The organism is Sinomonas gamaensis, from assembly GCF_005876955.1.
Lineage (GTDB): Bacteria > Actinomycetota > Actinomycetes > Actinomycetales > Micrococcaceae > Sinomonas > Sinomonas gamaensis.
On record NZ_SSCL01000002.1, the window covers coordinates 40,917 to 67,654 of the forward strand.

General features: G+C 68.7%; 19 protein-coding genes and 4 pseudogenes. 7 read left to right on the forward strand and 16 right to left on the reverse strand.

The window, feature by feature from the left end; translation table 11 throughout:
• Positions 1-12: 12 nt before the first annotated feature.
• Positions 13-621, forward strand: a complete 609-nt coding sequence (locus E5679_RS02720; RefSeq protein ID WP_138413564.1) for a recombinase family protein — start codon at positions 13-15, stop codon at positions 619-621.
• 536 nt (positions 622-1,157) lie between these two features.
• Here the strand turns inward: E5679_RS02720 and E5679_RS02725 are convergent.
• The 3 genes from E5679_RS02725 to E5679_RS02735 are packed head-to-tail and all read right to left on the reverse strand — an operon-like array spanning position 1,158 to position 4,157.
• Positions 1,158-2,465 carry an MFS transporter gene (locus E5679_RS02725; protein WP_212746901.1) on the reverse strand — a complete coding sequence of 436 codons (1,308 nt, stop codon included), beginning with the start codon at positions 2,463-2,465 and terminating at the stop codon, positions 1,158-1,160.
• A gap of 42 nt (positions 2,466-2,507) precedes the next feature.
• Positions 2,508-3,278: an SDR family NAD(P)-dependent oxidoreductase gene (locus tag E5679_RS02730; RefSeq protein ID WP_138413565.1), complete on the reverse strand. Its 771-nt coding sequence runs from the start codon at positions 3,276-3,278 to the stop codon at positions 2,508-2,510.
• Between the two features lie 27 nt (positions 3,279-3,305).
• Positions 3,306-4,157 carry a sugar phosphate isomerase/epimerase family protein gene (locus tag E5679_RS02735; protein WP_138413566.1) on the reverse strand — a complete coding sequence of 284 codons (852 nt, stop codon included), beginning with the start codon at positions 4,155-4,157 and terminating at the stop codon, positions 3,306-3,308.
• 144 nt (positions 4,158-4,301) lie between these two features.
• Between E5679_RS02735 and E5679_RS02740 the strand changes: the two genes are divergently transcribed.
• Positions 4,302-5,243 (forward strand): LysR family transcriptional regulator, encoded by a 942-nt coding sequence (locus E5679_RS02740; RefSeq protein WP_138413567.1) that lies wholly within the window; start codon positions 4,302-4,304, stop codon positions 5,241-5,243.
• Between the two features lie 222 nt (positions 5,244-5,465).
• On the opposite strand, the gene E5679_RS21140 is transcribed toward E5679_RS02740, so the two are convergent.
• The 3 genes and pseudogenes from E5679_RS21140 to E5679_RS21560 all read right to left on the reverse strand — a co-directional run.
• Positions 5,466-7,079: an FAD-dependent oxidoreductase gene (locus E5679_RS21140; protein WP_138413568.1), complete on the reverse strand. Its 1,614-nt coding sequence runs from the start codon at positions 7,077-7,079 to the stop codon at positions 5,466-5,468.
• A gap of 2 nt (positions 7,080-7,081) precedes the next feature.
• Positions 7,082-7,897 (reverse strand): annotated as a pseudogene (locus tag E5679_RS21145) (MFS transporter); the annotation flags it as partial.
• Positions 7,898-7,928: 31 nt separating this feature from the next.
• Positions 7,929-8,570, reverse strand: a pseudogene (locus E5679_RS21560) (MFS transporter); the annotation flags it as partial.
• 167 nt (positions 8,571-8,737) lie between these two features.
• Between E5679_RS21560 and E5679_RS02755 the strand changes: the two are divergent.
• Positions 8,738-9,535, forward strand: a complete 798-nt coding sequence (locus E5679_RS02755; RefSeq protein WP_171042224.1) for an IclR family transcriptional regulator — start codon at positions 8,738-8,740, stop codon at positions 9,533-9,535.
• 98 nt (positions 9,536-9,633) lie between these two features.
• On the opposite strand, the gene E5679_RS02760 is transcribed toward E5679_RS02755, so the two are convergent.
• From E5679_RS02760 to E5679_RS02775, 4 genes are read right to left on the reverse strand one after another with little or no spacing between them, the layout of a single operon-like run.
• Positions 9,634-10,509 (reverse strand): shikimate dehydrogenase, encoded by an 876-nt coding sequence (locus E5679_RS02760; protein WP_138413570.1) that lies wholly within the window; start codon positions 10,507-10,509, stop codon positions 9,634-9,636.
• Positions 10,506-11,885 carry an FAD-dependent oxidoreductase gene (locus E5679_RS02765; RefSeq protein ID WP_171042225.1) on the reverse strand — a complete coding sequence of 460 codons (1,380 nt, stop codon included), beginning with the start codon at positions 11,883-11,885 and terminating at the stop codon, positions 10,506-10,508. Before E5679_RS02765 ends, E5679_RS02760 begins: the two co-directional genes overlap by 4 nt.
• Positions 11,882-13,282 carry a cation:dicarboxylate symporter family transporter gene (locus tag E5679_RS02770; RefSeq protein ID WP_138413572.1) on the reverse strand — a complete coding sequence of 467 codons (1,401 nt, stop codon included), beginning with the start codon at positions 13,280-13,282 and terminating at the stop codon, positions 11,882-11,884. Before E5679_RS02770 ends, E5679_RS02765 begins: the two co-directional genes overlap by 4 nt.
• A gap of 27 nt (positions 13,283-13,309) precedes the next feature.
• The gene (locus E5679_RS02775; RefSeq protein ID WP_171042226.1) at positions 13,310-14,065 is read right to left on the reverse strand and encodes an IclR family transcriptional regulator; all 756 of its coding nucleotides are present in this window, start codon (positions 14,063-14,065) and stop codon (positions 13,310-13,312) included.
• A 162-nt stretch (positions 14,066-14,227) separates the two neighbouring features.
• Here E5679_RS02775 and E5679_RS02780 point away from each other — a divergent pair, with 162 nt between their 5' ends.
• Positions 14,228-14,551, forward strand: coding sequence for a hypothetical protein (locus E5679_RS02780; RefSeq protein WP_138413574.1), 324 nt, complete (start codon positions 14,228-14,230; stop codon positions 14,549-14,551).
• A 324-nt stretch (positions 14,552-14,875) separates the two neighbouring features.
• Here E5679_RS02780 and istB read toward each other — a convergent pair whose 3' ends face one another.
• The 6 genes and pseudogenes from istB to acnA all read right to left on the reverse strand — a co-directional run bounded on the left by istB (position 14,876) and on the right by acnA (position 23,343).
• Positions 14,876-15,673 carry an IS21-like element helper ATPase IstB gene (gene istB / locus E5679_RS02785; protein WP_138413575.1) on the reverse strand — a complete coding sequence of 266 codons (798 nt, stop codon included), beginning with the start codon at positions 15,671-15,673 and terminating at the stop codon, positions 14,876-14,878.
• A pseudogene (gene istA, locus E5679_RS21565) lies at positions 15,670-16,905 on the reverse strand (IS21 family transposase). Before istA ends, istB begins: the two are co-directional and overlap by 4 nt.
• A 652-nt stretch (positions 16,906-17,557) precedes the next feature.
• Positions 17,558-19,039, reverse strand: a complete 1,482-nt coding sequence (locus E5679_RS02795; RefSeq protein ID WP_138413576.1) for an NAD-dependent succinate-semialdehyde dehydrogenase — start codon at positions 19,037-19,039, stop codon at positions 17,558-17,560.
• A 59-nt stretch (positions 19,040-19,098) separates the two neighbouring features.
• Positions 19,099-20,019, reverse strand: a pseudogene (locus E5679_RS02800) (thiamine pyrophosphate-dependent enzyme); the annotation flags it as partial.
• A 183-nt stretch (positions 20,020-20,202) separates the two neighbouring features.
• Complete coding sequence (rraA, locus tag E5679_RS02805) at positions 20,203-20,685, reverse strand: ribonuclease E activity regulator RraA (protein WP_138413577.1); 483 nt, start codon at positions 20,683-20,685, stop codon at positions 20,203-20,205.
• Between the two features lie 33 nt (positions 20,686-20,718).
• Positions 20,719-23,343 carry an aconitate hydratase AcnA gene (acnA, locus tag E5679_RS02810; protein ID WP_138413578.1) on the reverse strand — a complete coding sequence of 875 codons (2,625 nt, stop codon included), beginning with the start codon at positions 23,341-23,343 and terminating at the stop codon, positions 20,719-20,721.
• Positions 23,344-23,414: 71 nt separating this feature from the next.
• On the opposite strand from acnA, the gene E5679_RS02815 reads away from it, so the two are divergent.
• The 3 genes from E5679_RS02815 to E5679_RS02825 all read left to right on the forward strand — a co-directional run bounded on the left by E5679_RS02815 (position 23,415) and on the right by E5679_RS02825 (position 26,724).
• Positions 23,415-24,128 carry a GntR family transcriptional regulator gene (locus E5679_RS02815; RefSeq protein ID WP_249335913.1) on the forward strand — a complete coding sequence of 238 codons (714 nt, stop codon included), beginning with the start codon at positions 23,415-23,417 and terminating at the stop codon, positions 24,126-24,128.
• A 168-nt stretch (positions 24,129-24,296) separates the two neighbouring features.
• Positions 24,297-25,637, forward strand: a complete 1,341-nt coding sequence (locus tag E5679_RS02820) for an MFS transporter (RefSeq protein ID WP_138413579.1) — start codon at positions 24,297-24,299, stop codon at positions 25,635-25,637.
• A 1-nt stretch (position 25,638) separates the two neighbouring features.
• Complete coding sequence (locus tag E5679_RS02825; protein ID WP_138413580.1) at positions 25,639-26,724, forward strand: lactonase family protein; 1,086 nt, start codon at positions 25,639-25,641, stop codon at positions 26,722-26,724.
• Positions 26,725-26,738 lie beyond the last annotated feature (14 nt).

Genomic DNA, 26,738 nt, shown 5'->3' on the forward strand with positions numbered 1-26,738 from the left:
TAAGGTCTAGACATGCTGCCGCACTCTAAGGGCGGTCAGACCGTCGCGTACCAAGGGGCCTCATCTGAGGATCAGAACCTCGCTCGCCAGGTCGAGCTCGTCGGCGAGGTGGACCGCTCATTCGAGGAGAAGGTCTCCGGAAGTAGCAGGGAGGGCCGTGCGGCCCTAGCACAGATGATTGCCTACGTCCGGACGGGCGATACCGTGGTCGTTGCTTCCATGGACCGCTTGGCGCGTTCGCTCACGGACCTCAGGCAGCTCGTGGATGAGCTGGTGGGCAAGGGTGTGGCTGTTCGCTTCGTCAAGGAAAGGCTCACGTTCGAGCCCGGCGAGAGCGACAAGTACGCGCAGTTCCAGCTGTCGATGCTCGGTGCCGTCGCGGAGCTCGAGCGAGCGATTATCCACGAGCGTCAGGCCGATGGGATCAAGGCCGCAAAGGCCCGCGGCGTCTACAAGGGCCGTGCTCGCGCTCTCAACTCGGAACAGGTAGTCCAAGCTCTGGAACAGATCGCCGCCGGGGTCCCGAAAGCGGAGGTCGCCCGCCGGCTTCGCGTCGATCGCACCACGCTGTATCGGTCGCTCGCAGCCGCGGCAGATTCCAATGACATCCTCTCGCTCTAAAGCGCCGCTAAAGGCCCTCCCCACCCGCGGACTGGTAAAGGAGGCTCCGGTGTCGCCGGCGGTGAGCCGCCAAGGCCGATCATGGCAACCGCCGCGACAGCGGCCGCTGCGCTTCAGGTTCATGCCGCCCATGTGTGCGGCGCCCCGATCAGCCCTTCGCGGATGCAATGGCGCGCCACTTTCTTCTTGTTGGATGACAGGCAATTTGGCCCTTCCGACAAACTAGATGGTCCTTTGACATCGAACTTGGTCCTTTGGTCCGTTTGCTGTCAGAGGGCCAGGTGCGTCTACTCCTGCGAGACGGGCGGTCCAAGGTGGGCTGGCGATCTCGGTGACCGGTGCCGCATTTTTTCGACTATCTGGGGTCCTAGTGGTGCACCCAGCCAGACCCTCAAGATCGCTCGGCCTCCCTGGCTGCCCCGAAAGGGCGCCAGAGAGAGGCGGACGCTGTTTGAGTGGGTCAGTGAGCCAAGCTTGAGCATCGGGTGCATGGTGCGGGAGTGAGGGGAATATGCTCTCGTGCCACTGGATTGTGCTTATTCGGCGACGTCTCGTGCAGGCTTCGAGGATGCGGCTGCTAATGCGGCGAGTACGCAGGTGAGGGCGACAGCGGCCGCAGTGAGGAGCCAGTTGTCGTTCTCGCCGAGGAGCGCGTAGCAGATCGTGGGGGCGAATCCGGTGAGCAGGAAGCTCAGCTGGGTGGCGATCCCGACGCCGGTATATCGGACCTGGGGGGTGAACAGCTGTGCGAAGAACGATGGCCACAGGGCGTTCGGGGCGGCGTAGAGGACCCCCTTGAGCACAAGGGTGGCGATCACGATCAGGACGGTGTTTCCGATGCTGATGGCGCCGAGGAACCCGAAGACGCCGACAGCGCAGAGGATGCTGCCCACAACGTAGATCGCCTTGAACCCGACGCGGTCTGCGAGGGCGCCGAAGAGTGGGTGGAAGACCAGGGCGACGATCTGGCTGACGGAGATGGCTGTGAGCATGGCCGCACGGTCGACGTGGTGGACCTGGGTGGCGTAGGAGAGGCCGAAGACGATGACGAAGGTGGAGATGACGATCGTGAATGCTGAGACGAAGACCGTGACGGTGGCACGGAGCTCGGTCTTCAGCACGGTGCCGATCGGGATGGTGCGGAGCTTGCTGCTCTGCTTGGACTTGAGGAGTTCGGGGGATTCGTCGACGCCGCGCCGGACGATGAGTGTGGCGATGACCATGAGGAAGCTGAGGAGGAACGGGATCCGCCAACCCCAGGCCTGGAGCTGGGCCGCTGGGAGTGCGCCGAGGGGGATGAAGACGGCCGTGGCGAGAAGGCTTCCCACTGCTGCGCCGTTGAGCAGCCAGCTGGTGTAGAGGCCGCGCCGGTTCTTGGGGGCGTGTTCCATGGTGAGCAGGCTTGCACCGACCTGCTCTCCCCCTGCGGAGATTCCCTGGAGGAGCCGGCAGAGGACAAGCAGGGCGGGCGCGAGTGCCCCGGTCATGGCGTAGGTCGGGAGGATCCCGATGGCCGCTGTTGCTGCGCCCATTATCAGGAGGGTGGCGATGAGGACGTTCTTGCGTCCGATTCGGTCGCCGAGGTGGCCGAAGAGGAGGGCGCCGAGGGGACGGGCGACGTATGCGGCGCCGAAGGTGGCCAGCGATGCCAAGGTGGCGGCAGTCGGGTCTGCTCCGGGGAAGAACAGCTTGTCGAGGATGAGGGCTGAGGCGGTGCCGTAGACGAAGAAGTCGTAGTATTCGACGGCGCTGCCGAGGAAGCTGCCCAGGGCGGCCCGTCGGGCCATCTTTCGCTGCCGTTCGGTTGTGGAGGGGATGGTGTCTGAGAGGTGGGCCGTGGTCATGTTCATCTTCCTTGATGAGGTCATTTGCGAAAGGGGGAGGGGTCAGGGGGCGGTGGCGAGCTGGGCGCCTCCGCAGACGTGGAGGACTTCGCCGGTGATGAAGGAGGCCTTTGCGCTGGCGAGGAATTCGACGGCGTCGACGATGTCCTCGGCAGTGGCGAGTCTTCCCAGCGGGGACATTCTGGTGTGGCGCTCGGTGAAGGCGGCGAACTCCTCTTCAGTCCTTCCTCCTCTGGTGAACGGTGTGGCGACCATGCTGGGGGCTACGGCGTTGGCGGTCACGCCGAGTGGTCCGAGTTCGACGGCGAGGGAGCGGGTCAGTCCCACGATTCCGGCTTTGGAGGTGACGTAGGCCGTTGGTCCTCCTGCGAGCCAGGTCCGGGAGGTGATGTTGACGATCCGGCCGCTGCGGGTGGCTTGCCATATCGGAAGGGCTGCCTGGCACAGTGCCATCGGCGCGCGGAGGTTCACGGCCATGGTTGAGTCCCATTCTTCCGTCGCCGTCCGCTCGAGGGACGTCTTGGGGTTGAAGGCGGCGTTGTTGACGAGGCGGTCGAGACGGCCGTACCGCTGGCCCACGTCCGCCATCGATTCTCGGATCGATGCCTGCTCGGTGAGGTTGACGGTGTGGGCTTCGACGTGGGATCCGGTGGCCTCGGCGATTCGCTGGGCTTGGTCTCGGGCGGCTTCGGCGTTGTTGTCGAAGATGAGCACGGTGTCGCCGTTGCTGGCGAGACGGTGGGCGATGGCCGAGCCGAGGGCGCCGGCGCCGCCGGTCACCAGCGATACGGGGGTCGGGTGCTGGGTTGTCATGCTGGTCCTTTGTTCGTTCGGGGAAGGTCAGGCGGTCTGTGCCAGATGGTCTGAGAAGGCGGCTCTTGTGCGGAGGTACTTGGAGTTGTAGTGCAGCTTGTCCGGGTCTGAGCGGGAGGTGCTGAAGTCCTCGACCGAGATCCAGCCGGTGTAGTCGTACTGCTGGAGGAGGCGCAGTAGCCTGTCGACGTCGACGATGCCTCGGTCCAGCTCGGTCCACTGGTGCTTCCATGGGCCGCCCGCTGCATCTGGGTAGAAGGCGGCATTCTTCAGGTGGATGTGGGCAAGCAGAGGGCCAAGCATCTGCAGTGCCATCTCGTGGTCTTCGTATCCCTCCACCACAAGGTTGCCCACGTCATAGATGACCCCGACCCGGGTCGGCGGGAGGTGCCCCACCATCTGGCGTGCCAATGAGGCGCTGGGGCAGATGGAGCGCTGGTGGATCTCCAGAAGTGCCTTGACACCGTAGGACCCGGCCAGCGCGGCGGCCTGGTCGAAGAACGCACGGCCCTGATCGAAGAGGGCGTGGAACCCCTCCGGGCCCATCCACGGGGCCCGCAGCCGCACGGCCGGAACGTCGTTGCACTTGGCCATCGCCATCAAGCGCTCGACCGTTTCCAGGTCGCCTGTCTCGATGTAGGGCGCCAGCGCGATGACCTCGAGGCCGGCATCCCGGCTGGCTTCGCACACCTTGGCGACCTCATCCTCGTGGGGCCGGACGGTGCACCTGTTGTTCCCGAGGAAGTCGGGGGAACCGGAGTCTCCGACGTCATCTGAGACGCGCCATTCGACCCCTGAATACCCTGATTGTGATGCGACGGCGATCGCCTCCTCGGGGGACAGGGACGGCAGGCATGCCGAATAGAAGCCGAGCTTCATGATTCTCCTTGAAATTGCGGGGGAGAGGCCTGGGCGTCTCGCTTTCCGTCCTTCCATTAGAGACGGAGGTCACCTTGGGCGTCCAAGGCCCATCGCGTACACCGGCTATGCTTCAGGTGGATAACTGGCGCACGGGGAGGCCCGATGGAGTTCAGGCAGCTGCAGTACTTCCTGGCGATTGCCGAGGAGGGATCTATCAACCGGGCCGCCGACCGGCTGCTGGTCTCCCAGCCGTCCCTGAGCAGGCAGCTCCATTCCCTGGAGCGACAGCTTGGGCACTCATTGGTCTCGAGGACGGCACGGGGGATCTCGCTCACCCCGGCCGGCCACGCCCTGCTGCAGCACGCACGCAGGATCCTCGCCCTCGAGGCGGCCACGCCCGAGGTGCTGGCAGAAGGGCTCCCTGCCCGGGAGGTGGTCTCAATCGGCGTCCCCCCTGGGACTCCGGCGGACTGGCTGGTCGGGTTGGTGAGGGAGCTGAAGGAAGGCGAGTCCGCCTGCGCGCCGACACTGATCGAGGCGAACAGCTCCGTCCAGCTGCGAATGCTCCGGGAGGGCCGGCTGGATCTGGCGATGGTCCATCAGCAGCCGCCGAGCGAATACTCGTCCTGGAGGATCGGCCAGGAATCCTTCGGGCTGGCTGTGAGGCCCAACAGCCCCTTGGCGGCCCAGGCCGTCCTCACCGTCGGGTCCCTGGACAGCCTGCGCGTGCTGGTGCACTCGAGGGATCAGGTGCCAACACAGCAGGAGGGCCTCATCCGCGCTGCCCTGGACGCGGGGGTGCAGCCCAAGTGGCAGTTCGCGCAGTTCGTGGAGCATGCGTTGGCCAGCGCCGAGGCCGCGGACGCGGATGCGGTCCTCGTCTCCCGCTACACCGCGGAGCGGCAGCTTCCCGGCTGGGTGTGGCACCCCATCTCCGCGCTGCCCATCGAGATGACGACCTGGCTCGTCTCCCAGCCTCGGACGAGAGCAGCGGTGGAGGCGGCGGCGGCCGTCGTCGTCGGATACGAGAAGCGCAAGGTGTCTAGGGGAGCTGCATCTGGCGAAGGCCAAAAGGTCCGCCAGGACTCTGTCCCAGTCAGGTGAATCAGGTCGGGGAATCTGATCGTCGGCGAAAAGGCCAAGGCTGGGAGGCTGCGAGGTTCGGAGCCGAGGATCCGGAGGATCTTGGGACCTCTTGGGGGCTGCCGGACGTGGCATGGCCAGCAGGACCGCCCGCGGCAGACGGATCGAGGCGGAAGGCGGAAGATGCCGCCACGGATCGGGGGTCCAACGCCGATCCGTGGCAAGCATCGCCCTGATCGTCGGCTACCGGGGCGGCGGGAGGTACCCGAAGCGGCGTTCGGGGGTGAGGGCCCCGAGGCTGGGCCACTCTGTCTCCACGCCCAGGGCGGCCAGTGATCGGCGGAGGTCCTCGAGCCGGCGCGGATCCGAGCGCACCTGCCGCGGGGCGGAGGCTGTGGAGAGGCAGAAGGCCGCCAGGGCTCCGGCGGCTTCCCCCACGGACCATTCGATGGGATGGACGCGGTACGCGCCGTTGGTCAGGTGGGTCGTCCCCATCGCCTTGCCGGCGGCGAGGACGTTCTCGGCCCTCTGGGGGATCAGGGCGCCGAGCGGGACCTGGAACGGCCAGGTGTCCAGGTCCAGGGTGTTCCTGCCCGAGCTGGAGGGGTGCAGGTCCATCCGGTACGCGCCGACGCCGACGCTGTCCTTGAACGGCTCCGCCCCGTCGAGCCCGGCACGCGCGGCGACGCCGATATGCTGTTCGAGCACGGTGAACTCTGCCTTGATCCTCCTCCCTTCCCGGATGTAGGGCAGCATCGCCAGGCCGTCGGGGGTCCCGGTGACCTCGCCGTGGGGCCGCAGTTCCGGGTACCCGGTCCCGCCGTCGTGGCGGGGCGCCTCGGTCTGCATCCAGTAGATGAAGGAGAGGGTGAACTCGCGGGCCTCGGCCAGGGCGGTCCCCGCGCCTTCCTCGGAGCCGAGGAGGGGGATCTGCCAGTAGTCCATCATCGGCCAGGCGGCGATGGTGGTGTCCGATTCCCAGCCGTCTTCCATCTGGCTGGCAGCCAGTGCGCGTCGGGCGTGCCAGAGGTCGTAGTGGATCTCGCCGTCCTGGGAGCTGGCCAGGAACAGGGGCCGGTGCCGGGGCTGGTGGGTGACGTAGTCCGAGACGTCCCAGCCGAGCAGCGGGCCCGGCCAGAAGTCGGGCTGGTACGAGCGCCATCTGTCGTAGGCGCCCGGCTTGTCGATGATGTTCTCGGTGTGCGGGGAGAGCCGCAGGGCCGCAGCCCAGGTGATCGCCTGCTGGTCTGTCGGGTCCGACTCGCCGGGCAGGGCGTGGGGCTCGCCGGTCTCTGCTGTGCTCTCGGCGCCGATCACGTGCTCGACGCCTGCGGCGGCGACCAGATCGCCGAGATCTGTTGTGTCCAGGAAGTACTCGGCCTCGAGGACCTTCTCCTCGCCGTCGTCGCTTCGCACCCTGACCGATCTGGTGTGGTCGCCCGTGGTCTCGGCCTCGACGATCCGCCAGCCTCGCAGCACCTCGATTAGGCCCCGGCTGCGCCACGGGGCGAGCATCTGCTCGATGACGAGCCCGGCGACGAAGGGCTCGTGCGAGAGCGGGCCGATGTTCCCCAGCCCCGGGTTGAGGCGGGGCGCCGAGCGGGACTGGGCGTTCAGGGGGTAGTGGTCCCGGTAGAAGGCGCGCACCCCGTTGCGGAACTGCCGGTAGGTCTCGGTGCACCCGGTCATCTCGATCCAGGGGTGCTCGTCCGGTGGGATTGCCTGGCTGGAGACCTGGCCGCCGAGCCAGCTGCACTCGGAGACGATGATGCTTGGCACCCCGAGCCTCGCCGCGGAGAGGCTGGCTGCTATCGCGCCGAGTCCTCCGCCGATGATGACGATCTTCTTCGCGCCCATCCTCAGCCGATCGTGCGGGGGAGTTCGCTGTCTGCGGCGGCCTGGTCCCGCTCTGTGACCGGGTGCACGAGCCGCTGGGTCTCCGGGCCGATCCAGACGCAGAAGAACGCGATTCCGACGAAGACGAGCATGAACACGGCCACGCTCCAGTAGGAGCCGGAGGCGACCAGCAGCGAGGTGGCGATGACCGGGGTGAAGCCGGCCAGGGGATCGGAGATGGTCCGGGCGGTCGTGACGGCGCTGCTGCGGATGCGCGGGTCGAACAGCTCGGCCAGGTACGCCCCGGAGACTGAGAGGATGACCTTGACCCCGAAGCCGTAGGAGAGCACCAGGGCGAGCACGACGAGCAGGGGAGACCTGCTCCCCAGGAGCCAGAAGAAGGGGAAGGCGAACGCTGCCAGGAACCCGAGCCCGGCGAGGTAGACGGGGCGCCGTCCGAAGCGGTCGCACAGGTGCCCGGCCAGGGGGATGACAGCCAGGCCGACGAGGTTCGCGGCCATGACTCCGGTCAGCCCGACGGTGGCGGGCAGGTGGAGCGCCTCGGTGCAGTAGGTCAGTGCGAAGACGTTGTACAGCTGGCCGCCGACGGCATCGGCGGAGCGTGCGCCGGTGGCGATGAGCAGGTTGCGCGGGTGGGTCTTGAGCATCTGCCGGAACGGGGCGCGCACCACCTTGTCCTCGGACAGGAGGGCCTTGAACTCGGGGGATTCGTCCACCCGCAGGCGCAGGTAGAGCCCCACGGCGACCAGGGAGAAGCCGAGGATGAAGGGCAGCCTCCAGCCCCAGGCGTTGAAGGCCGCCGCGGGCAGGAGCGAGAGGGCCGCGTAGGCGCCGGTCCCCCAGGAGGATCCCGAGGGAGACGCCCAGGGCCGGCAGGCTCCCGACGAGGCCCCGCCGACGGTTGCTGGAGTATTCGGCGACCATCGTGATCGCGCCCCCGTATTCCGCGCCGGCGCCCACGCTCTGGACGAGGCGCAGGAGGACCAGCAGGACCGGGGCCCCGACGCCGATCTGGGCGTAGGTCGGCAGCAGCCCGATCCCTCCGGTCGCGATTCCCATGGCTACCAGGCTGATCACCAGGACCCGCTTGCGCCCGATCGTGTCCCCGAACCGGCTCAGGATGATCCCGCCGATGGGCTTGAGGATGAAGCCGATCCCGTAGGTGACGAAGGCCGCGAGGGTCCCGGACATCGGGTCCAGGGAGGGGAAGAAGACCTTGCCGAGCACCAGGGTGGCGGCCGTGCCGTACACGTAGAAGTCGTACCACTCAAGGACGGTGCCGACCGTGCTGGCCGCCACCGCCTTCCGGACGGCGGATGGCGGTGCGGCCACGCTGCCGCGGCGGCTCGCAGAGCCGGAAGGAGATGACATGGGATCGCTTTCCGCTAGGGGGACAAGGGTTTGGGCCGGGACCCGGCGGCAGTCTTTGCCGCAGCGGCCGGGGCGAGCTCGGCTCGTTCTGTTTGTTCCATCTGATGGAATGGATTCCATCGAGTGGTGTCGTCTAAGTCTCACCGGCGGCCTCGGCCCTTGTCAATAGAAGGAGTCCGAGCGGCAGGGGATCCTCGCCCTGCTTGGGGGAGCGGGAGTGGTGCTGATTGCCTTGTGGGGGGCGTCTCGGCCATACTGCTCGCGTGCCGGTGAATGAAAAGGACTCCGTGGAGCGGAGCGCTGTGATCGCAAGGGCCGCGGATGTCCTCTTCGCCTTCTCCGCAGACCGCCCCCATCTGAGCCTGGGCGAGATCGTCAAGCGGGCGTCACTGCCGCCGAGCACCGTCCGGCGCCTCCTCGTCCAGCTGACGGCCGCGGGCCTGGTCGAGCAGGACGACTCGACCCGGCTGTACTCGCTGAGCCTCCGGCTCGCCCGGCTTGGTGCCGTGGCGCTGGGGAGCATGGACATCGTCGCGCGTGCCGCACCGGTCATGCGGGAGCTGAGCGCGGAGGCCAACGAGGCGGTCCTCCTCGGGCAGCTCTCGGCCCAGGGAGTGGTCTACCTTTCCGTGGTCCAGCCCGCCTCTGAGGTGCGGATCTCCACTCAGGCCGGCGACATCCGGCCGGCTCACAGCACCTCGATCGGGAAGGCGCTGCTGGCATCGCTCGGCCAGGGCGAGCTCGAGGCCTGGCTCGCCTCGCACTCCCTCGAGGAGGGGACGAAGAACGCGCCCAAGACGAAGGACAGGCTGCTGGCGGACTTGGAGGGCGCGAGGGCGCGCGGCTACGCGATCAACGACAGGGAATCGAGCTCGGAGTTCGCCTCGGTGGCCGCGCCGGTCGTGGACCACGAAGGCAGGACCGTGGCGGCGTTGGCAATATCGTCCCCGGCGTACCGGGTCCCCCCGGAGCGGATCGACGAGCTGGGCCGACGGGTCGTCGCGGCCGCGGCCAGGCTGACCGGCCAGCTCGGCGGGGTCACCGCAGGCGTCCGCCCCGTGGAGCAGGACGGGCGCCGCGCCTGAGGCGGTAGTGGCCCCGGCGACGCAGTCGACGCTGCGCCGCCTGAGGCCTTGGCGTCGAAGCGGGTCGAACCCACGGCTGCCTGCCGGGCTCGCCGCGGCTATCCCTGGGTGCCCTTGGTCAGTGCGAGGAAATGCGACCGCATTCGCGTGCGGTCCGGGTCGAGCCCGGTGATGAGCCGGAAGGCGTCGACTGCCTGCCCGACGGCCATGTGCCCGCCGTCGAGCACTCGGCAGCCTTTGGCCCGGGCGGCCTCCACGAGTTCGGTCTCGAGGGGGACGTAGATGATCTCCGCCACCCATTGGGAGGGGCGGATCAGGCGGGTGTCGATGGGCGTGCCGGGGTGCAGGTTCATCCCGACGGGGGTGGTGTTCACGATTCCGTCGGCGGAGGCAAGCGCATCGGGGAGGGAGTCTGGGCGGAGGGCGACGACCTCGTGCCGGGGGAAGGCAGCTTCCAGCGAGCGGGCGAGCTCGCCCGACCTGGCGGCGTCTAGGTCGTAGACGCCCAGGCTCTTTGCTCCCAGTGCCAGCAGGGCGGCGGCAACTGCCGAGCCGGCGCCCCCGGCGCCCAGCTGGACGACGCGGTCGGCCGTGATGTCGGGGAGCCCGTCCTGCATCGCGGCCGTGAAGCCGCTGTAGTCGGTGTTGTGGCCGACGAGACGGCGGTCTCGGATCAGGACTGTGTTCACGGCGCCCAGGGCGGCGGCCTCAGGACTGAGCTCGTCCAGGTGGGGGATTGCGACCTGCTTGCAGGGGTGGGTGATGTTGAAGGCGTTGAAGCCCAGGTCGCGCCCGGCCCGCAGGAGGTGTCCGACGTCCTCCGGGGGCCGTGCGATGACGCCCAGGTCGATGGGCCGGTAGAGGTAGTCGATGCCGTGGTGCCTGGCCTCTTCCTCGTGGAGGGCTGGGGTGAGGCTGCGGGTGGTCCCGTCCCCGATCAGGCCCACGAGGTAGCTTTCGGCGGTGGTGCTCATCGCGCTCCCCGTCCCGTCGTCGCCCCGGATGCGGCCTGCGCGGGAATCTGGGTGCGGTCTTCGAGGGGGTCGTCGACGATCGCGCCGGCAGCCCGGAGGTGGTCGCGGAGGACCTGGGCCGGGAGGCGCCGGGGGGTGATTCCGCGTGCCGACGAGAGTGCGGCGGCGGCGCCTGCGGCCTCGCCGGTTGGCATGATGCCTCCCATGTGGCGCAGGCCGCCCATGGCCTCCGGGTCGGCGGAGAGGGCCCGGCCGGCGACCAGGACGTTCTCCAGGCCCCGGGGGAGGAGGCACTGGTAGGGGACGGCGAAGGGCCGCTCGGGGCTGGCGAGCCGGACGGTGTGGCCTTCGTGGACGTCGATGGGGCCTCCGCCCCAGGAGATGGCGTCCCGGGACCCGGCGCCGGTGCGGACGTCCTGGCCGGTGAGGACGTAGTCGCCGAGGACGCGGCGGGTCTCGCGGACTCCGATCCACGGGGCGATCTGGACGAGCCTGGCCTCGGCGAAGCCGGGCATGCTGTCCCGGAGGTAGTCGAGGGTGTGCGCGATCTGGCGGCGTCCTTCCTGCTCGGCCGCGGTGAGGGAGAATTCGTCGGCGCCGTCGGCTCCCTCGACCGCGCTCATCAGCAGGAACGCGTCGCCGTTGGCGGGGCTGTACGAGACCGCGAGGCTCCTGTAGAACAGCGCGCCCTGCTCGATCCCGGCCTTCACGATGCCCCGGCGGGTTTCCTTGGGGGTTGCTTCCAGCTCGGCGCGGAGGACGCCGGAGACGCGCATCATCAGGGTCATGGGCTGCAGGGGTTCCGCGGTGTTCAGCTGGGCGGCGCCGGCCTTGAGGGCGACGGTGCCGTGGCCGGTGGCGTCGACGTAGCGCTGGGCCCGGACGGCCCCTGGGCGGGTGGGTCCCTCGTAGACGATGCCCTGGACGGCGCCGCCGGCGGCGAGGGCGTCGGTGGCGCGGGCGTGGTGGATGACTTCGATGCCGGCCTCGCGGACGAGGTCGTCCAGGACGAGCTTGAGGATCTCGGGGTCGAAGGGGTAGGTCTCGAAGGGCACCGGGTTGTCGGTGAGCTCCGCGGCGACGTAGTTCTCGAAGCCTGCCCCGCCTCCGGCTGCCTCGAGGCGCTGGGTGATCTCGTAGGCGATGCCCCCGGTGACGCGGACGTCGCGCCAGTAGAAGGCGTTCCAGGCGGCGACCATGCCGCCGGTGGCGGTGCCGCCGAGGAACCCCGCGTCCTCCAGGAGGAGGACCTTGGCCCCTGCCCGGGCGGCGGCGACGGCGGCGCAGACCCCGGAGGGGCCCCCGCCGATGACGCCGACGTCGGCTTCCCGATGCACGGGCACCGTCCCGGCGGGGACATGGAGGGTCTGGTTCACTTCGCTCCTTCGGGGACGATGCCGTGGTCCGGGGCCGCGGGCGCGTGCTCCCCGGGCAGGTCGGCGATGGCGGGCAGGGGTTCGACGGGCTGGCGGTCGAGGACCTTCTTGGCGCGGGCGAGGTCGAGGTTGCCTTCCCATTTGGAGACGACTAGGCCTGCGACGGTGTTGCCGAAGAGGTTGGTCAGGGCGGCGCCGTCGGAGAGGAAGCGGTTGATGCCGAAGATGAGCATGATCCCCGCGACCGGGACGGTGCCCAGGGTCGATAGCGTGGCGGCCAGGACGATGAACCCGGCCCCGGTGACGGCGGCGACGCCCTTGGACGTGAGCATCAGGACGGCCACGAGCCCGAGCTGGGCCCAGACGGAGAGCTGGACGCCCGTGGCCTGGGCGATGAAGACCGCGCAGAAGGCGTAGTAGATGGAGGTGCCGTCCTGGTTGAACGTGTAGCCGGTGGGGACGGTGAGCCCGACGACGTCCCGGGGCGCGCCCAGGTTCTCCAGCTTGCCCAGGACCTGGGGCAGCACGGCCTCGGAGGAGGAAGTGCCCAGGACGATGAGAATCTCCTCCTTCAGGTAGCGCAGCAGCTTGAAGACGTTCAATCCGACGGCGGCCAGGATCAGGCCCATGACGACCACCACGAAGATGATGCAGGTCACCCAGTACATGCCGATGAGCTTGCCCAGGCCCGCGAGGGTCGCCAGGCCCGAGGAGCCCACGAGCGCGGTCAGGGCGCCGAAGACGCCGACCGGGGCTGCGTACATGACGATCTTGAGGACCTTGAAAAGGATCAGGTTCGCCTTCTCCAAGCCGGTCACGATCCCGCGGGCGCGGGGCCCGGCCATGTGGACGGCGATGGCAACGAGCACCCCGATGAACAGGATCTGCAGGATGTTGCCCTCGGTGAAGGGGCTCACGACGCTAGTCGGGACGATGTTGAGCAGGACGCTCCACCAGTCGTTGCTCTTGCCCTGCCCGATATAGCCCTGGACGGCCTGGGAGACTTGGATCTTGGAGGGGTCGATGTTCAGCCCTGCCCCTGGCTGGAAGAGGTTCACGGCCAGCAGGCCGATGAGCAGCGCCAGAGTCGAGACGGCCTCGAAGTAGACCAGGGAGCGCAGCCCGATCCGCCCGGCCTCCTTCAGGTTCGTCAGCCCGCCGACGCCTGTGACGACGAGGCAGAACACGATCGGGCCGACGATCATCTTGATCGCATTGATGAAGACCGTTCCCAGGGGCTGCAGCGACACTGCCGCCTTCGGCGCCGCCACTCCCAGGGCGGCCGCGGCGACGACCGCGACCAGCACCCAGAACCACATCTGCTTCACGAGGGGCTTCCTCGTCCTCGCCGTTGCGGGCGCGGCACCGTTGCCGCCGGCCGCTGCTGAGCTTGCCATGATGACTCTTCTTCCTTTTGTTGCTTCTTATGCGACGACGGTGAAGGCGCCGCCGAGCCGGCTGGTGAGCTCGCGGGCGGCCTCCAGGACTGCCGCCCCAAGCTCGGGGATCCGCTCCCGGGGGATGCGGTAGGCGGGGGCGGAGATCGCCAGGGCGGCGACGGTGGCGCCGCGGTGATCCCTGACCGGGGCAGCGACGGAGGTGAACTCGGCGCTGGACTCCCTGTTGTTCACCGCGTATCCGCGGGAGCGGACCCCTTCGAGATCGGACCTGAGGGTCTGGGGGTCCGTGTGCGCGAACTGCGTGCCGGATCCGAGGGGATGGGAGGCCACCCAGGCTTCCACGTCATTCGCGGCGAGGGAGGCCAGCAGCGCCTTGCCCATCGAGGTCGTGTGCGCCGGGCGGACCTCCCCCGCACGGGTCGAGATCCGCACGGCCGTGTCCGGCTGGGTGACGGCCAGGTACACCACGCCCTGTGGGGAGAGCTGTCCGAGGAACACCGCTTCGCCCACCCTTGAGGTCAGGGCCCGCATCACGGGGTTCGCCCGCTGGACCAGGTCCCGGCTCCCCAGCGCCACAGCACCGAGCTGGGCCAGGCGCAGGCTCAGCGCGTAGGTGCGGCTGGAGCCATCCTGGTCGATCAGGCCGGCGTCGATGAGCTGGACCAGCAGGCGGCGCACCGTACTCGGGGGCAGCTCCGCGCGCTTGGCGATCTCACCGAGGGTCAGCTCGGGCTTCTCCGCCGAGAACGCGAAGAGGACCGCGGCGGCCCTAGCAATCACTGCGCTCCGCTCAATGGAATGCATTTCATTGGATGGCACGTGTTTAGTATCACCGCTCGGAGGCCAAAGATCAAGGGAGGCTGCCGCGATCACAGCCGCGGGAACTGGCAGCAAGACGCGCGGCTGCGGAGAGTGGCGGACCGAGGATTCCGCGGCCTAGCGATGCGGGCCGCCTCCGCCCTCGGCACGAAGAGCCACGACGCGGCCCGTCGGCTTGGCCTGACCGTCCTCGAGGTCGTACGACCGTTCGAACTCGCCAAGGCCTGCTGGCAACTCATTGAGGCGCGGGACTTCCTCACGCTCAGCTACGTGCGGAAAGTCGTGAACGATCCCGAGGCCAGACTCGCCATCCACGTGGCGTGCCCGGCCGTGCTTCCGACGACAGCACGCCTAGATGCGCCCGCGTCATTCAACACCTCGGCTGAGTGCGGCATCAGCTGGGCGTGGAAAGGACCATCTTCGATGACAGAACGGAACCGCAGGTAGGCGGCGGAAGCCGCGGAATCACAGGGTTCGCATTCTGGTCCCAAGGACCAAGATGCGTGGCAATCTACATGACTGTGTGGATTTCCAAGCAACTAGGTCCTTTTTCCAACGTACTTGGTCCTCTTCCATCGAACTTGGTCCTTCGGTCCTTCGGCGGGAAAAGGACTAGCCCATTCGTGCGACTTCCGGCCGAGGACTGCCTCAAGCGATCGAAGGCTCTGTACGCTTGGGGCACCCCCCTCAGGTGGAACGTCCTCGGTTGGCACGTCATCGCGCGTGTTGACGCTCTTGAGGAACTGAACGTTTGTGCTCTTCGAGATCTGGTCAGTTCGAGTGGTTATAGTCTGCCGCGTTTTCGGCTCGTACGGAGGGCAGGGTTTCGATCTCGGTGTTCCTGAGCCGGTATGAGGAGCCCTTGAGGGTGACGACCTCTGCGTGGTGGACGATCCGGTCGATCATGGCGGCGGCGACGACCTGGTCCCCGAACACGTCGCCCCACCGGGCGAAGGAGAGGTTCGAGGTCAGGATCAGCGAGGCATGCTCGTATCGGGAGGAGACGAGCTGGAAGAACAGGTTCGCCGCGTCCTGCTCGAAGGGGATGTATCCGACCTCGTCCACGACGATCAGCCCGTAGCGGCGCAGCTTGGCCAGTTCGGCGTTGAGCCTGCCGGCGGCGTGGGCTCCTTGGAGCCGCGTGACCCATTCGGTCGCGGTGGCGAACAGGACCCTGTGGCCCAGGTAGGCGGCCCGGATCCCGAGGGCGATCGCGAGGTGGGTCTTCCCGGTTCCCGGGGGCCCGAGGAGCACCACGTTCTCCGCATTGGCCAAGAAGGTCCCTCCGGCAAGGTGCAGGATCGTGTCCCGTTTGAGTGCGGGCTGGTGGTCGAAGACGTAGTCCTCGATCGTCTTGCGCGTGGGGAAGCCCGCGGCGCGTATGCGCATCTCGGAACCGGAGGCGTCGCGGGCGGCGACCTCCCGGTCCAGGACCGCGGCGAGGTATTCCTCGTGGTCCCAGCCCGCGTCCCGGGCCTGCTCGGCGAGCCGGCCCGCGGCCTCTTGGATGCGGGGCGCCTTCAACGCCCGGGCGAGGTGGTCGATGCGCTTGAGGGCCTCGGCGCTCATGCCGTCTGCTCCTTCGTCGTGGCGGGATCCTCGGCGATGGCGACGCCGAAGAAGGCGTCGTACTCGGCCAGGTCCCGGACGATCCCGGCGTCCTCGATGGTCCTGGTGCGCGGCTGCTGGAAGGCCGCCCGCAGCCGGGCCGCGGCGCGCCGGTGCTCCGGATCGGTGACGGTCTCGGCGGTGCCGCAGCAGCGGGCGTGGTCCGCGACCAGAGTCCCGTCCAGGTGGGCCCGGACCCGGTCCAGGTCCGCATGAACCTCTACGAAGCGGTCGATGGCGGACGGGTCGATGGAGTAGTCGTTGCCCAAGACCCTGGCATAGTAGTCCCGCCCGATCCTCACCCGCTGCCGGAAACCGACGGAGGGGGCCGCGGGCGGAAGCTCCAGCATGTGCCCCCGGTCAAGGCTCAGGAGGTCGCACGGGCGCGCCCCGAGCGAGCGGACGGTGCGCCGGTTGGCCAGCTGGAGCCACTCCTCCAGCTGGGCATTGAAGTCCAGCGGGTCCCGGAAGCGGCGTCCGGGCAGGAAGGAGGTCTCCATGAACCTGTTCGCGCGCTCGACGATGCCCTTGGACTCCGGGTCGAAGGGCTTCAGCTGCACGATCCTGGTCGCGAGCGTCCCGCAGAAGCCCTCGACCCCTTCGGCTAGCCGGTTCCTGCGCCCGATGCCTGCCTCGTTGTCCCACACCAGCCGCCGCGGCACCGCCCCGAGCCGGGCCTGAAGCAGTGACCACAGACCGGCCAGCAGGTCCGGGGTCGTGCGGGTGGGGATCATCCTGGCCGCGAGGAAGCGCGAATACGAGGAGACCACCACCGCACCGGGAATGGGCGCCGGCCCCCGGTCCCGTCCGGGACCCCCTGGGCGGGGAACCACAGGTCGCACTGGGCCTGGTCGCCCGGGGCGTACTCGAGCCGGTCGGCCGGGTCCTTGGGCGCATACTCCGGGCGCAGCAGCGCGACCTTCTTCCGGAACCAGGAGGCAGACCCCTCCCAAGCCCAGACGCTCCGCGATCACCGAGGCCGGCATCGAGGGGAACTCGGCTAGCAGGGCCCGCACCCGGGCCTCGAACCCGTCAAAGGCCGAGGACCGGTGCGGCGCGCGGAACTCCGGCGGCCCATCGGACGCCAGCGCCTTCAGGACAGTGGTCCTGGAGATCCCGAGGTCTCTGGCGATCCGAGCCTTCGGTATCCCTTCAGCCAGATGAAGCCTGCGGATAAGGGCCCAGTCTTCCAATCTGATCACCCATCCAATCGTGGTGAGGTGTCCAGATCTGCAAGAGCGAAAGTGTTCAGTTCTTCAGGAGCGCTGACAGCGCGGGCTAAAACGTACCGCGCAAGTACCGCAGCTGCTTGGGCACTCCCCTCGGTTCGATGAGCGCTCGGGGGCGGGCTAACGCTCGTGGGTCAGTGGCCAGATTCGGGAACGAAGGGGATCTGGTTCGTGGGTTCACTGCGGCGACCTCGTCGAGGGCGATTGTGTGGCCGTTAGTGGCGCTCCCAGGGCGTGGACAACGTGGTGCTGGACCAGACATCGACACCTCGATCGTGCTGGGGAAAATGTTCCACAGCTTCGGGGTGAGATGAGGCAACGGCAAGCGTCGTCGCGTGGGCTGCACGGAGTTGGAGCAGCCCGAGCTGGACGATATGGACGGCATCGTCGCGCTGCCCGCCGGTACCATTCACTGGCTACCAGCTGCCCTAGAACCGGAGGGGTGGAGTTACGTCCGGATCACGAGCGCTGATGCGCGATGCCTATATGACAGTGGCGACTGGGACAGCATCGTTCAAAGCCTTGGTTTGCGTCAACGCAGATCAGGGCAGCAAGGGGCCTCCCAGTTGCGAGAACGGGAGGCCCCTTGCATCGTTTGGCCGTTTGCTGTGCAGCTCTAGCCGGCGTAGGGGTCGGCGATGCCGACGTATTGGGTGGAGAGGTATTCTTCGATGCCTTCGGAACCGCCCTCGCGGCCCAGGCCCGACTGTTTGACGCCACCGAACGGCGCGGCAGCCGTGGAGATGACGCCAGCGTTGAGGCCGAGCATGCCGGTCTCGAGCCTTTCGCTAACGCGCAGGCCGCGGCTGAGGTCCCTCGTGAAGACATAGGCGACCAGGCCGTACTCGGTGTTGTTGGCCAGGCGGATGGCGGCGTCCTCGGAGGCGAACGTCACGATCGGTGCAACCGGTCCGAAGATCTCCTCCCGGAGGATGCGGGCGTCCTCGGCGACGTTCTTCAGCACGGTGGGCTGGTAGAAGTAGCCGGGGCCGTCGACGGCTGCACCGCCGGTGACTGCTTCGGCGCCACCTGCCAGCGCGTCGCTGACCAGGGCATGGACGCCGTCGCGGGCTTTGCCGTCGATCAGCGGACCGACCGTGCATTCGGGCTCGGTGCCGCGGGCGGTGGTGAGGGAAGTGATCTTCGCCGCGAACTTCTCCGCGAAGGCGTCGGCGATGGACTCGTGGACGATGAAGCGGTTGGCCGCGGTGCAGGCCTCGCCCATGTTCCTCATCTTGGCGGCAAGGGCGCCTTCAACGGCCTTGTCTAGATCGGCGTCCTCGAACACGACGAACGGTGCGTTGCCGCCCAGTTCCATGGAGGTTCGTAGGACCTTGTCCGCTGCCTCCTTCATCAGCGCTTGTCCGACCGCCGTTGATCCGGTGAAGGAGATCTTGCGGAGGCGGTCGTCCTTGATGAGCGGGCCGGTGACAGCGCCTGCGGTGGAGGTCTGGATGACGTTCAGGACGCCGGCCGGGAGGCCTGCTTCCTCCATGACCTGGGCGAACAGGAGGCTGGTCAGCGGGGTCAGGTTTGCGGGCTTCAGGACCATGGTGCAGCCAGCGGCGACGGCCGGGGCGACCTTGCGGGTGGCCATGGCCAGGGGAAAGTTCCAGGGGGTGATCAGCAGGCAGGGCCCGACGGGCTTCTTCTGGACCAGAAGGCGGTTCTTTCCGTCCGGCGCGGGCAGGTAGCGTCCGCCGATGCGGACCGCTTCCTCGGAGAACCAGCGCAGGAAGTCTGCGCCGTAGGCGACTTCGCCCCGGGCTTCCGCCAGCGGCTTGCCCATTTCGAGGGTCATGAGGAGGGCGAAGTCTTCTGCGCGTTCGGTGACGAGATCGAAGGCGCGGCGCAGGATCTCACTGCGTTCGCGCGGCGCGGTGCGGCCCCAGCCGGCTTGGGCGGACGCTGCGGCATCCAGTGCGGCGGCGCCGTCTTCGGTGCCGGCGTCGGCGATGCTGAGCAGGACCTTGCCTGTGGCGGGGTCTTCGACGTCGAAGGTCCTTCCGGACGACGCCGGACGCCACTGGCCGTTGATCAGCAGGCCGGTGGGGATGGAGGTGAGGAGCAGGGATTCGTCGTTCAGGGAATCAGGCATTGTCTTCCATTCATTCAGGGTGCACGGCATGGCTGGGGCCGGGGCGCCGGCCGCCGGGGCTAGTAGGCCTTGACGCGCTGCTCGACTACGAGGTGGACGAGGGCGAACACCCTATCCCGCTCGATCGCCTGCAGGGCTGCTTCGAGTGCGGCCGGGATGTCCCTGTCGTGTTCGACTCTGGCGCCGAAGCCGCCGAAGGCCTGGGCCATCAGCGCGAAGTCCGGATTCTTCAGCTGGGTGCCGGAGATCCGCTGCGGGTACTGCCGCTCCTGGTGGGTGCGGATCGTGCCGTATTCCTGGTTGTCCATGACGATCACCAGCGGCGTGGCTCCGTACTGGGCTGCCGTTGCCAGCTCCTGTCCGTTCATGAGGAATTCGCCGTCGCCGACGATGGTGACCACCCGCCGATCGGGGTAGGCCAGTGACGCGGCGATCGCAGATGGCACCGAGTAGCCCATGGAGCCGTTTCGGGCGCTCAGCATGGAGGCGTAGCGCCGGGTCGGGAAGTAGCGGTGGGCCCAGTTCGTGTGTTCGCCCGCGCCGAAGGTGACGATGGCGTCGGAGGGAAGCGCGGACACGAGGTTCGCCATCAGAGTGTCCATGCGTGCTGGTCCTTCGCCTGGGGTCGCCGGCGGAAGGGCCGAGAAGGACTCCTGTTCAGCGCGCATTCTCGCGCTCCACTGCCGCCACTCATCCTTGACGGGGAGTTCGAGCTTGGAGAGGTCGCGGGCGAAGACGTCGGGTTTGGCCACGATCTGGTGGGAGACGGGCCCTGACCGGCCCCGCAGTGACGGGTCGATGGTGACAAGGAAGTTCTTCTTGTTCCAGTCCTGGCGGCACACGAATCCGTCGGTGATGACGTCGCCGGGGACGGTTCCGACGAAGACCAGCAGGTCGGTCTCTTCGAGGAGGTCGTAGGTGGGGCGTGGCCGGCCGTAGCCGATCGGGCCGACGTAGACCGGGGAGTCGAAGGGGATGGTCCTGGGGTCGAAGTCCCGGGAAGCCATCTGGCGTGGGGTCTCCGGGTACATGGATGTGTCCTTTCTGGTGGCGGTCCGCCTTCACAGCCGCAGCTACAGCGGCGCCGCGGGGACGAGCAGCGACGCGGCCATGCCGATGCCGACGACGGAGCGGCAGGGCCGCCACGGGCAGGGGGACGGGTGTCAGCGTTGGACGAGGATGCCGTCGTCGTCGCAGTAGACGGTCGCCCCGGGGCGGAAGACGGCTCCGCCGAAGGCCACGACGAGGTCGGTCTCGCCGGCGCCGGTCTTGGTGCCCTTGCGGGGGTTGCTGCCGAGGGCCTTGACGCCGAAGGGGAGGTCGGCGAGCTCTGCGCGGTCGCGGATGGCGCCGTTGACGATGACGCCGGCCCAGCCGTTCTCGAGGGCCTGGGCGGCCATGTTCCCGCCGAGGAGCTCGCAGCGGAGGGAGCCTCCGCCGTCGACGACGAGGACGGCGCCGTTGCCGGGGGTGGCGATGGTCTGCTTGAGCAGGAGGTTGTCCTCGTGGCACTTGAGGGTGCGGACGGGGCCGTGGAATCGGGTCCGCCCGCCGAAGGACTGGAACTGCGTGCTGACGGACTGGAGCTGTTCGCCGTACTCGTCGTAGAGGTCGGCGGTGTTGAGCTCTGCCTGCTGGCCGGTCATGGGATGGGTTCTCGTTTCTTCGGGGAGCTGCGCTCAGACGGCCTGGGTGTTCTGGGCGAGGATGGCGGGGATGACGCCCCCGTGGGCGAGGAGGCGGGTCTCGAAGGCGGTCTCCACTGCCGCGGTGGCGGTGAACTCAAGGGCGGGCTGGCCGGCCTTCAGGAGGGTGACCGGGATGGGCGCCTGGGGGTGGATGTTCGCGGGGGAGGCGTCGATGTGCAGGGTGTCGCCGGGTGCCATGCCCTGGAGCTCCTCGCGGACGCCGGCCGGGATGAGCAGGGGCAGGACGCCCATTCCGATGAGGTTGGAGCGGTGGATGCGCTCGAAGCTGTCGGCCAGGACGGCGCGGGCGCCGAGGAGCCGCTGGGCCTTGGCGGCCCAGTCGCGCGAGGATCCCATGCCGTAGCGTTCCCCGCCGACCACGACGACCGAGTCGCCGTGGGCGCGGTAGCGCTGCGCCGCGTCCCAGAGCGGCATGAGTTCCCCACTCGGGCCGTGGACGGTGTGCGCCACGGGAGCCGCGGGGGCGAGGGCGTTGCGGAGGGTCTTGCTGTGGAAGGCGCCTCGCACCATGACCTCCCAGTTGCCCCGCCGGGAGGCGAAGACGTTCAGGTCGTTGCGGGCTTCGCCGCGTTCGACGAGGAAGTCGGCGACGGCGCTGTCCCGGGGGATCGCCGAGGCAGGGGAGATATGGTCAGTGGTGATGTCGTCGCCGAGGACGAGGAGAGGATGGGCGGTGTACTCGCCCAGGAGGCACCCTTCGCCGAGGGAGGCGAACGGTGGCCGGCGCAGGATCGTGGAGGACTCGTCCCAGGGGAAGAGGTCCCCGGTGGGGGCCTCGATCTCGGCCCAGAGCCGGTTCTGGGAGGCGACGCGGAAGTCGCGGGCGAAGTCGGCCGGGTCGAGCGCCGCCGCGAGGGCGGCGTCGATCTCGTCGGCGCCGGGCCAGAGGTCGGCGAGGTAGACCTCGCGGCCGTCGGCCGTGCGCTGGACGGGCTCGGAGGAGAGGTCCTTGGCGGCGTCGCCGGCGAGGGCGTAGGCGATGATCATGGGTGGGGACATCAGGAACCCCAGGTCCAGGTCGGGGTGGACGCGGCCGGGGAAGTTGCGGTTGCCCGAGAGGATGGCCACCGGGCGGCTGCCCTCCGCCTGGAGGGCCTGGGCCACGGGCTGGGTGAGGGAGCCCGAGTTGCCGATGCAGGTAGTGCAGCCGAATCCGACGATGCCGAAGCCGACGGCGTCGAGGTCCTCGGTTAGGCCCGCCCGCCTGAGGTAGCTGGCGGCTGCGGGGGAGCCCGGGGCGAGGGAGGTCTTGACCCATTCCGGCACGGTGAGCCCGAAGGCCCGGGCGCGCCGGGCGAGCAGCCCGGCGGCGACGAGGAGCCTGGGGTCGGTGGTGTTGGTGCAGCTGGTGATCGCGGCGATCGCGACCGGGAACTCCGGGAGCCCCCCAGCGGCATGGGTCGACGGGCGCCGCTCGGCGGCGAGGGCGGCCGGGATGGCGCTGACGGGCAGGAGGTCCTGGGGCCGGCGGGGCCCGGCGGCGCTGGTCTCGATCGCGGAGAGGTCGATCTCCAGCGTTCGGGTGTAGACGGGCTCGGCCGCGGGGTCGAACCACAGGCCGGCCCGGCGCATGTACGCCTCGACGAGGACGACCTGCGACTCGGTCCGGCCGGTCTGCCGGAGGTACTCGACAGTCCGGGCATCGACAGGGAAGAACCCGGTCGTCGCCCCGTACTCCGGGGCCATGTTCGCCACGACGGCGCGCTCCCCGACGCTCAGGGCGGAGACGCCGGGGCCGTAGAACTCCACGAACTCGCCGGTGACCCCGAGCTCGCGGAGGCGGTGGGTGACGGTGAGGGCGAGGTCGGTGGCCAGGACGCCGGGGCCGAGGCGGCCGGTGAGGCGGACGCCGACGACGTCGGGGATCCGCAGGGTGGTGGGCATGCCGAACATGACGGTCTGGGCCTCCAGTCCGCCCACGCCCCAGCCCAGGACCCCGAGGCCGTTGACCATGGGGGTGTGGCTGTCGGTGCCGAGCATCATGTCCGGGACCGCCCAGCGTTCCCCGTCGCGTTCCTGGACCGTGACAACCGTGGCGAGCTGCTCGAGGTTGATCGTGTGCATGATCCCGGTGCCCGGCGGGTTGATGTGGACGTTGTCCATCGACTGCGCCGCCCACTTCAGGAAGCGGTACCGTTCGCGGTTCCGGCGGATCTCGTGGGCCATGTTACGCACCGGCGCTCCGGCGTGGGCATAGTCCTCCACCGCCAGGGAGTGGTCGATCGAGACCTCCACCGGCAGCAGCGGGTTCAGCGCCGACGGGTCCCCTCCTGCCTCGGCGACCGTGCTGCGCATCGCGGCGATGTCCACTAGCGCCGGGGTGCTGGTCGTGTCGTGCATGAGCACGCGGCCCGGCAGGAACTCGATCTCCTCCTCGCTGCTGGCCCGCTCGAGCCAGCGCACGAGGGCAGCCAGGGACCGCTCCCGCTCCCCAGCTTCCACGTTGCGCAGGACGTTCTCGGCGAGCAGGCGCAGGACCACGGGCCACCGCGCGAAGGCCTCTCCCGCCGCGGCCTGCACGTCCACGACGCGCAGCTCCGCGGCGTCGTGCACCAGACGTCTATCGGCGACAGTGCGCTCGGCTATGCGGCCCATTCCGCAACCTCCTAAGGTGAAAGACTCGTTATAGCTTATAACCTGCATCCTGTCGCCTACAACCGCTATTCTTGGAAGAACGTCTGACCCTCGAGATCGGAGCCGATGTGAGCGCCCCTGCGACCGGCATCTTCACCAAGAACGACTACGCCTACTCGGAGCTGCGCACCCGGATCCTCACAGGCCAGCTCGAGGCCGGGTCCGTCATCCCCCAGGTGCACCTGGCCGAGGAGCTGGGCCTGAGCACGACCCCGCTGCGGGAGGCTATCCGTCGGCTGTCGGCCGAGGGGATGATCCAGCTCGAGGCCCACCGCGATGCCAGGGTGACGGCTGTCAGCGCCGCGGAGGCCCGCCACCTCTACGAGGTGCGCGAGAGCGCCGACCCGCTCGCCGCAGGCCTCGCCGCCGAGCGGCGCACGGCGGCGGACCTGGCCCGGATCGAGGCCGCCCTCGGCCGCCTCTCCCCGATCAGGGACGCGGCGGACCTGAATGCACTCCTGGCCCACCGCGACTTCCACCGCGCCGTCTACAGCTCCTCGCACAACCCGATACTGACCGACATCCTCGAGCGGCTCTGGGACAAGGCCGACCGCTACCGCCTCGTCGGGCTCCGCTCCCGCGGGGACAGTCCCGGGGACAGCGAGCGGGTCGCCGCAGAGCACCGGGCGATCTTCGAGGCCGTGCGCAGCGGCGACAGCGAGGCAGCGGCCGCCGTGATGCGCGAGCACATCAGCGCCAGCCTGGGCCGACGGGCCATCGAGGCCCTCGAGCAGAGCCAGCGCTGATCAGGCGCACGAAGCCGGTGGTGGATATCACAGATTGCAGGTTATAACCTATATCCTGTGACTCGGATCGCACCCGGTCTCACCCCCCATACTCCGAAGCCTTCTTTCAGGAAGGCCTTCGTTATAAGCTATAACGGCCCTGCAGGGCCGGGACCCAGGAGAAACGCTTTGTCTGTCAACGCCGACCAGACGCTGGAGAAGCGCACGGTCAGGAAGATCGCCTGGCGCATCGTGCCCTTCGCCTTCCTGCTCTACATCGTCAACTACATCGACCGGGCCAACATCGGCTTCGCGTCGCTGCAGATGAACAAGGAGCTCGCCCTCACGAGCCAGGCCTTCGGCCTCGCCGCCGGCCTGTTCTTCATCGGCTACTTCCTCTTCGAGGTGCCCAGCAACGCGGCCCTGGCCAAGTTCGGCGCCCGCAAGTGGATCGCCCGCATCCTGCTGACCTGGGGGGCGCTGGCAACGGTGATGGGCTTCGTGCAGAACGACGTCCAGCTCTACATCGTCCGGTTCCTGCTCGGCGTGGCAGAGGCCGGGTTCTTCCCCGGCCTGATCGTCTACCTCGGCTACTGGTTCCCCCGCCGCTACCTCGGGACGATGATCTCCCTGTTCGTCGCCTCGATCCCCGTCTCCTACATCATCGCCTCCCCGCTGAGCACGTGGATCATGGAGCGGGTCGACTGGGCCGGGCTGGGCGGCTGGCGCTGGATGTTCGTCTTCGAGGGCGTCCCCGCGGTCATCCTCGGCGTCGTGTGCTACTTCGTCATGACCGACAAGCCCGCCGCCGCCCGCTGGCTCACCGGCGAGGAAAAGGACTGGATCCGGGACGAGCTCCAACGCGAGCAGGACGCCGACAAGGGCCACACCAAGCACCTGAGCGTCTGGAAGACCCTGGCCAACCCGAAGGTCCTCTACATGGGCGCGATCTACTTCATCTACCAGGTCGGCAGCCTCGGCACCGGCTACTGGCTGCCGAAGATCATCAAGAGCCTCTCCAAGGACCTGAGCACCTTCCAGATCGGCCTCGTCGGCATGATCCCCTACGCCGTCGCCACCGTCGCTATGATCTGGTGGTCGCGCCGCTCCGACAGGAAGAACGAGCGCAAGTTCCACAGCTGGCTCCCGCTGGCCGTCTCCGCCGTGGCCATGTTCCTCGCCGGCGTCCTCGCCCAGCCCTGGCTGGTCATCGCCGCCATCAGCATCGCCCTGGCCGGCCTGTACGCCTACAAGTCTCCCTTCTGGGTCGTGCCGAACCAGTTCCTCTCCGTCCCCACCGCCGGCACGGCGGTCGCCGCGATCAACTCCATCGGCAACCTCGGAGGCTTCGTCGGCCCCTACGCCCAGGGGATGATCACCGACGCGACCGGCTCGCCCCTGGTCGGGCTGCTCTTCTTCGCCGGGCTCACCGCCGTCGCCGCGATCATGATGGCCGCCATGCGGCTGAAGAAGGCCCCCGCCGGCGCAGAGGCACCGGCGCCTTCCGAGCACGCGGGGACCACCCACTGACATGGCACGGGAGCGCTTCGCCTATGTAGGGACCCGCACCACGCGGGAGCGGGACGGCCAGGGGCAGGGCATCGCCTGCTTCAGACTCGACGGGGAGGCCTGGGAGCAGGTGGCGATCACCCCGGCGGTCAACCCCGGCTTCCTCGCCCTGGACGCCCGCCGCCGGGTCCTGCACGTCGCCCACGGCGACCAGGACTACCTCACCTCCTACCGCATCGGGGAGGCAGGGAATCTGCACGAGATCGGCCGGCGCCAGAGCGAGGGCACCAACCCGGCCCATCTCGCCCTCGACCCCACTGGCCGGTTCCTCCTCGCGGCCAACCACACCAGCGGCTCCGTCACGGCCTTCCCGATCGAGGCGGACGGCTCCCTCGGGACCCTGTCCGGGAAGGTGCAGTTCACCGGCGAGCCAGGCCCGCACCGGAGCGACCAGAAGGGCTCCAAGCCCCACCAGGTGGCATTCGCGCCTGAGGGCGACGTGTTCCTCGTCCCGGACAAGGGCCTCGACACGGTATTCACCTGCGCGCTCGACCCCCGCTCGGGCCAGCTCGACATCCTCGCAGCGACCCGGCTGCGCGAGGGCAGCGGTCCACGGCACGTGGCCTTCCATCCGGGCCTGCCCGTCCTGTACAGCGTCAACGAGCTCGACAACACGGTCACCGTGCTGCGCCGCCGGGCCGCCTCGCCCGAGCTGCTGCCCCTCCAGATCGTGCCCACGATGCCCGACCGCGACGTGCGCGACAGCCGCTCCGCCGAGATGGCCGTCAGCCCCGACGGCAGGACCCTGTACGCCAGCAACCGCAGCGGAGCCGGCGATCGCACCCCGGGAGGCCCGGGCGAGGACACGATTGCCGTCTACCGCATGGGCGACGACGGTCTGCTCACCCTGCTCCAGCACGCCTCCTCCGGCGGCATCCGCCCACGGTTCATAACCCTCGGCCCCGACGACGAGGCCCTCTACGTAGCGAACGAGCGCACCGGCAGCATCGCGGCCCTCGCCCGCAGCCCCGAGGGCGCCCTCGGAGCACCACGCCGCATAGCCCAGGTCGGCTCGCCCGTCTGCATCGTCTTCTTCGAGCGTCCCTGAAACGGCCGCAGCAG

Coding starts and splice junctions, on each gene's coding strand:
- E5679_RS02720 (WP_138413564.1), top strand. CDS start 13: ATGCTGCCGCACTCTAAGGGCGGTCAGACCGTCGCGTACCAAGGGGCC.
- E5679_RS02725 (WP_212746901.1), bottom strand. CDS start 2,465: ATGACCACGGCCCACCTCTCAGACACCATCCCCTCCACAACCGAACGG.
- E5679_RS02730 (WP_138413565.1), bottom strand. CDS start 3,278: ATGACAACCCAGCACCCGACCCCCGTATCGCTGGTGACCGGCGGCGCC.
- E5679_RS02735 (WP_138413566.1), bottom strand. CDS start 4,157: ATGAAGCTCGGCTTCTATTCGGCATGCCTGCCGTCCCTGTCCCCCGAG.
- E5679_RS02740 (WP_138413567.1), top strand. CDS start 4,302: ATGGAGTTCAGGCAGCTGCAGTACTTCCTGGCGATTGCCGAGGAGGGA.
- E5679_RS21140 (WP_138413568.1), bottom strand. CDS start 7,079: ATGGGCGCGAAGAAGATCGTCATCATCGGCGGAGGACTCGGCGCGATA.
- E5679_RS02760 (WP_138413570.1), bottom strand. CDS start 10,509: ATGAGCACCACCGCCGAAAGCTACCTCGTGGGCCTGATCGGGGACGGG.
- E5679_RS02770 (WP_138413572.1), bottom strand. CDS start 13,282: ATGGCAAGCTCAGCAGCGGCCGGCGGCAACGGTGCCGCGCCCGCAACG.
- E5679_RS02780 (WP_138413574.1), top strand. CDS start 14,228: ATGCGGGCCGCCTCCGCCCTCGGCACGAAGAGCCACGACGCGGCCCGT.
- istB (WP_138413575.1), bottom strand. CDS start 15,673: ATGAGCGCCGAGGCCCTCAAGCGCATCGACCACCTCGCCCGGGCGTTG.
- E5679_RS02795 (WP_138413576.1), bottom strand. CDS start 19,039: ATGCCTGATTCCCTGAACGACGAATCCCTGCTCCTCACCTCCATCCCC.
- rraA (WP_138413577.1), bottom strand. CDS start 20,685: ATGACCGGCCAGCAGGCAGAGCTCAACACCGCCGACCTCTACGACGAG.
- acnA (WP_138413578.1), bottom strand. CDS start 23,343: ATGGGCCGCATAGCCGAGCGCACTGTCGCCGATAGACGTCTGGTGCAC.
- E5679_RS02825 (WP_138413580.1), top strand. CDS start 25,639: ATGGCACGGGAGCGCTTCGCCTATGTAGGGACCCGCACCACGCGGGAG.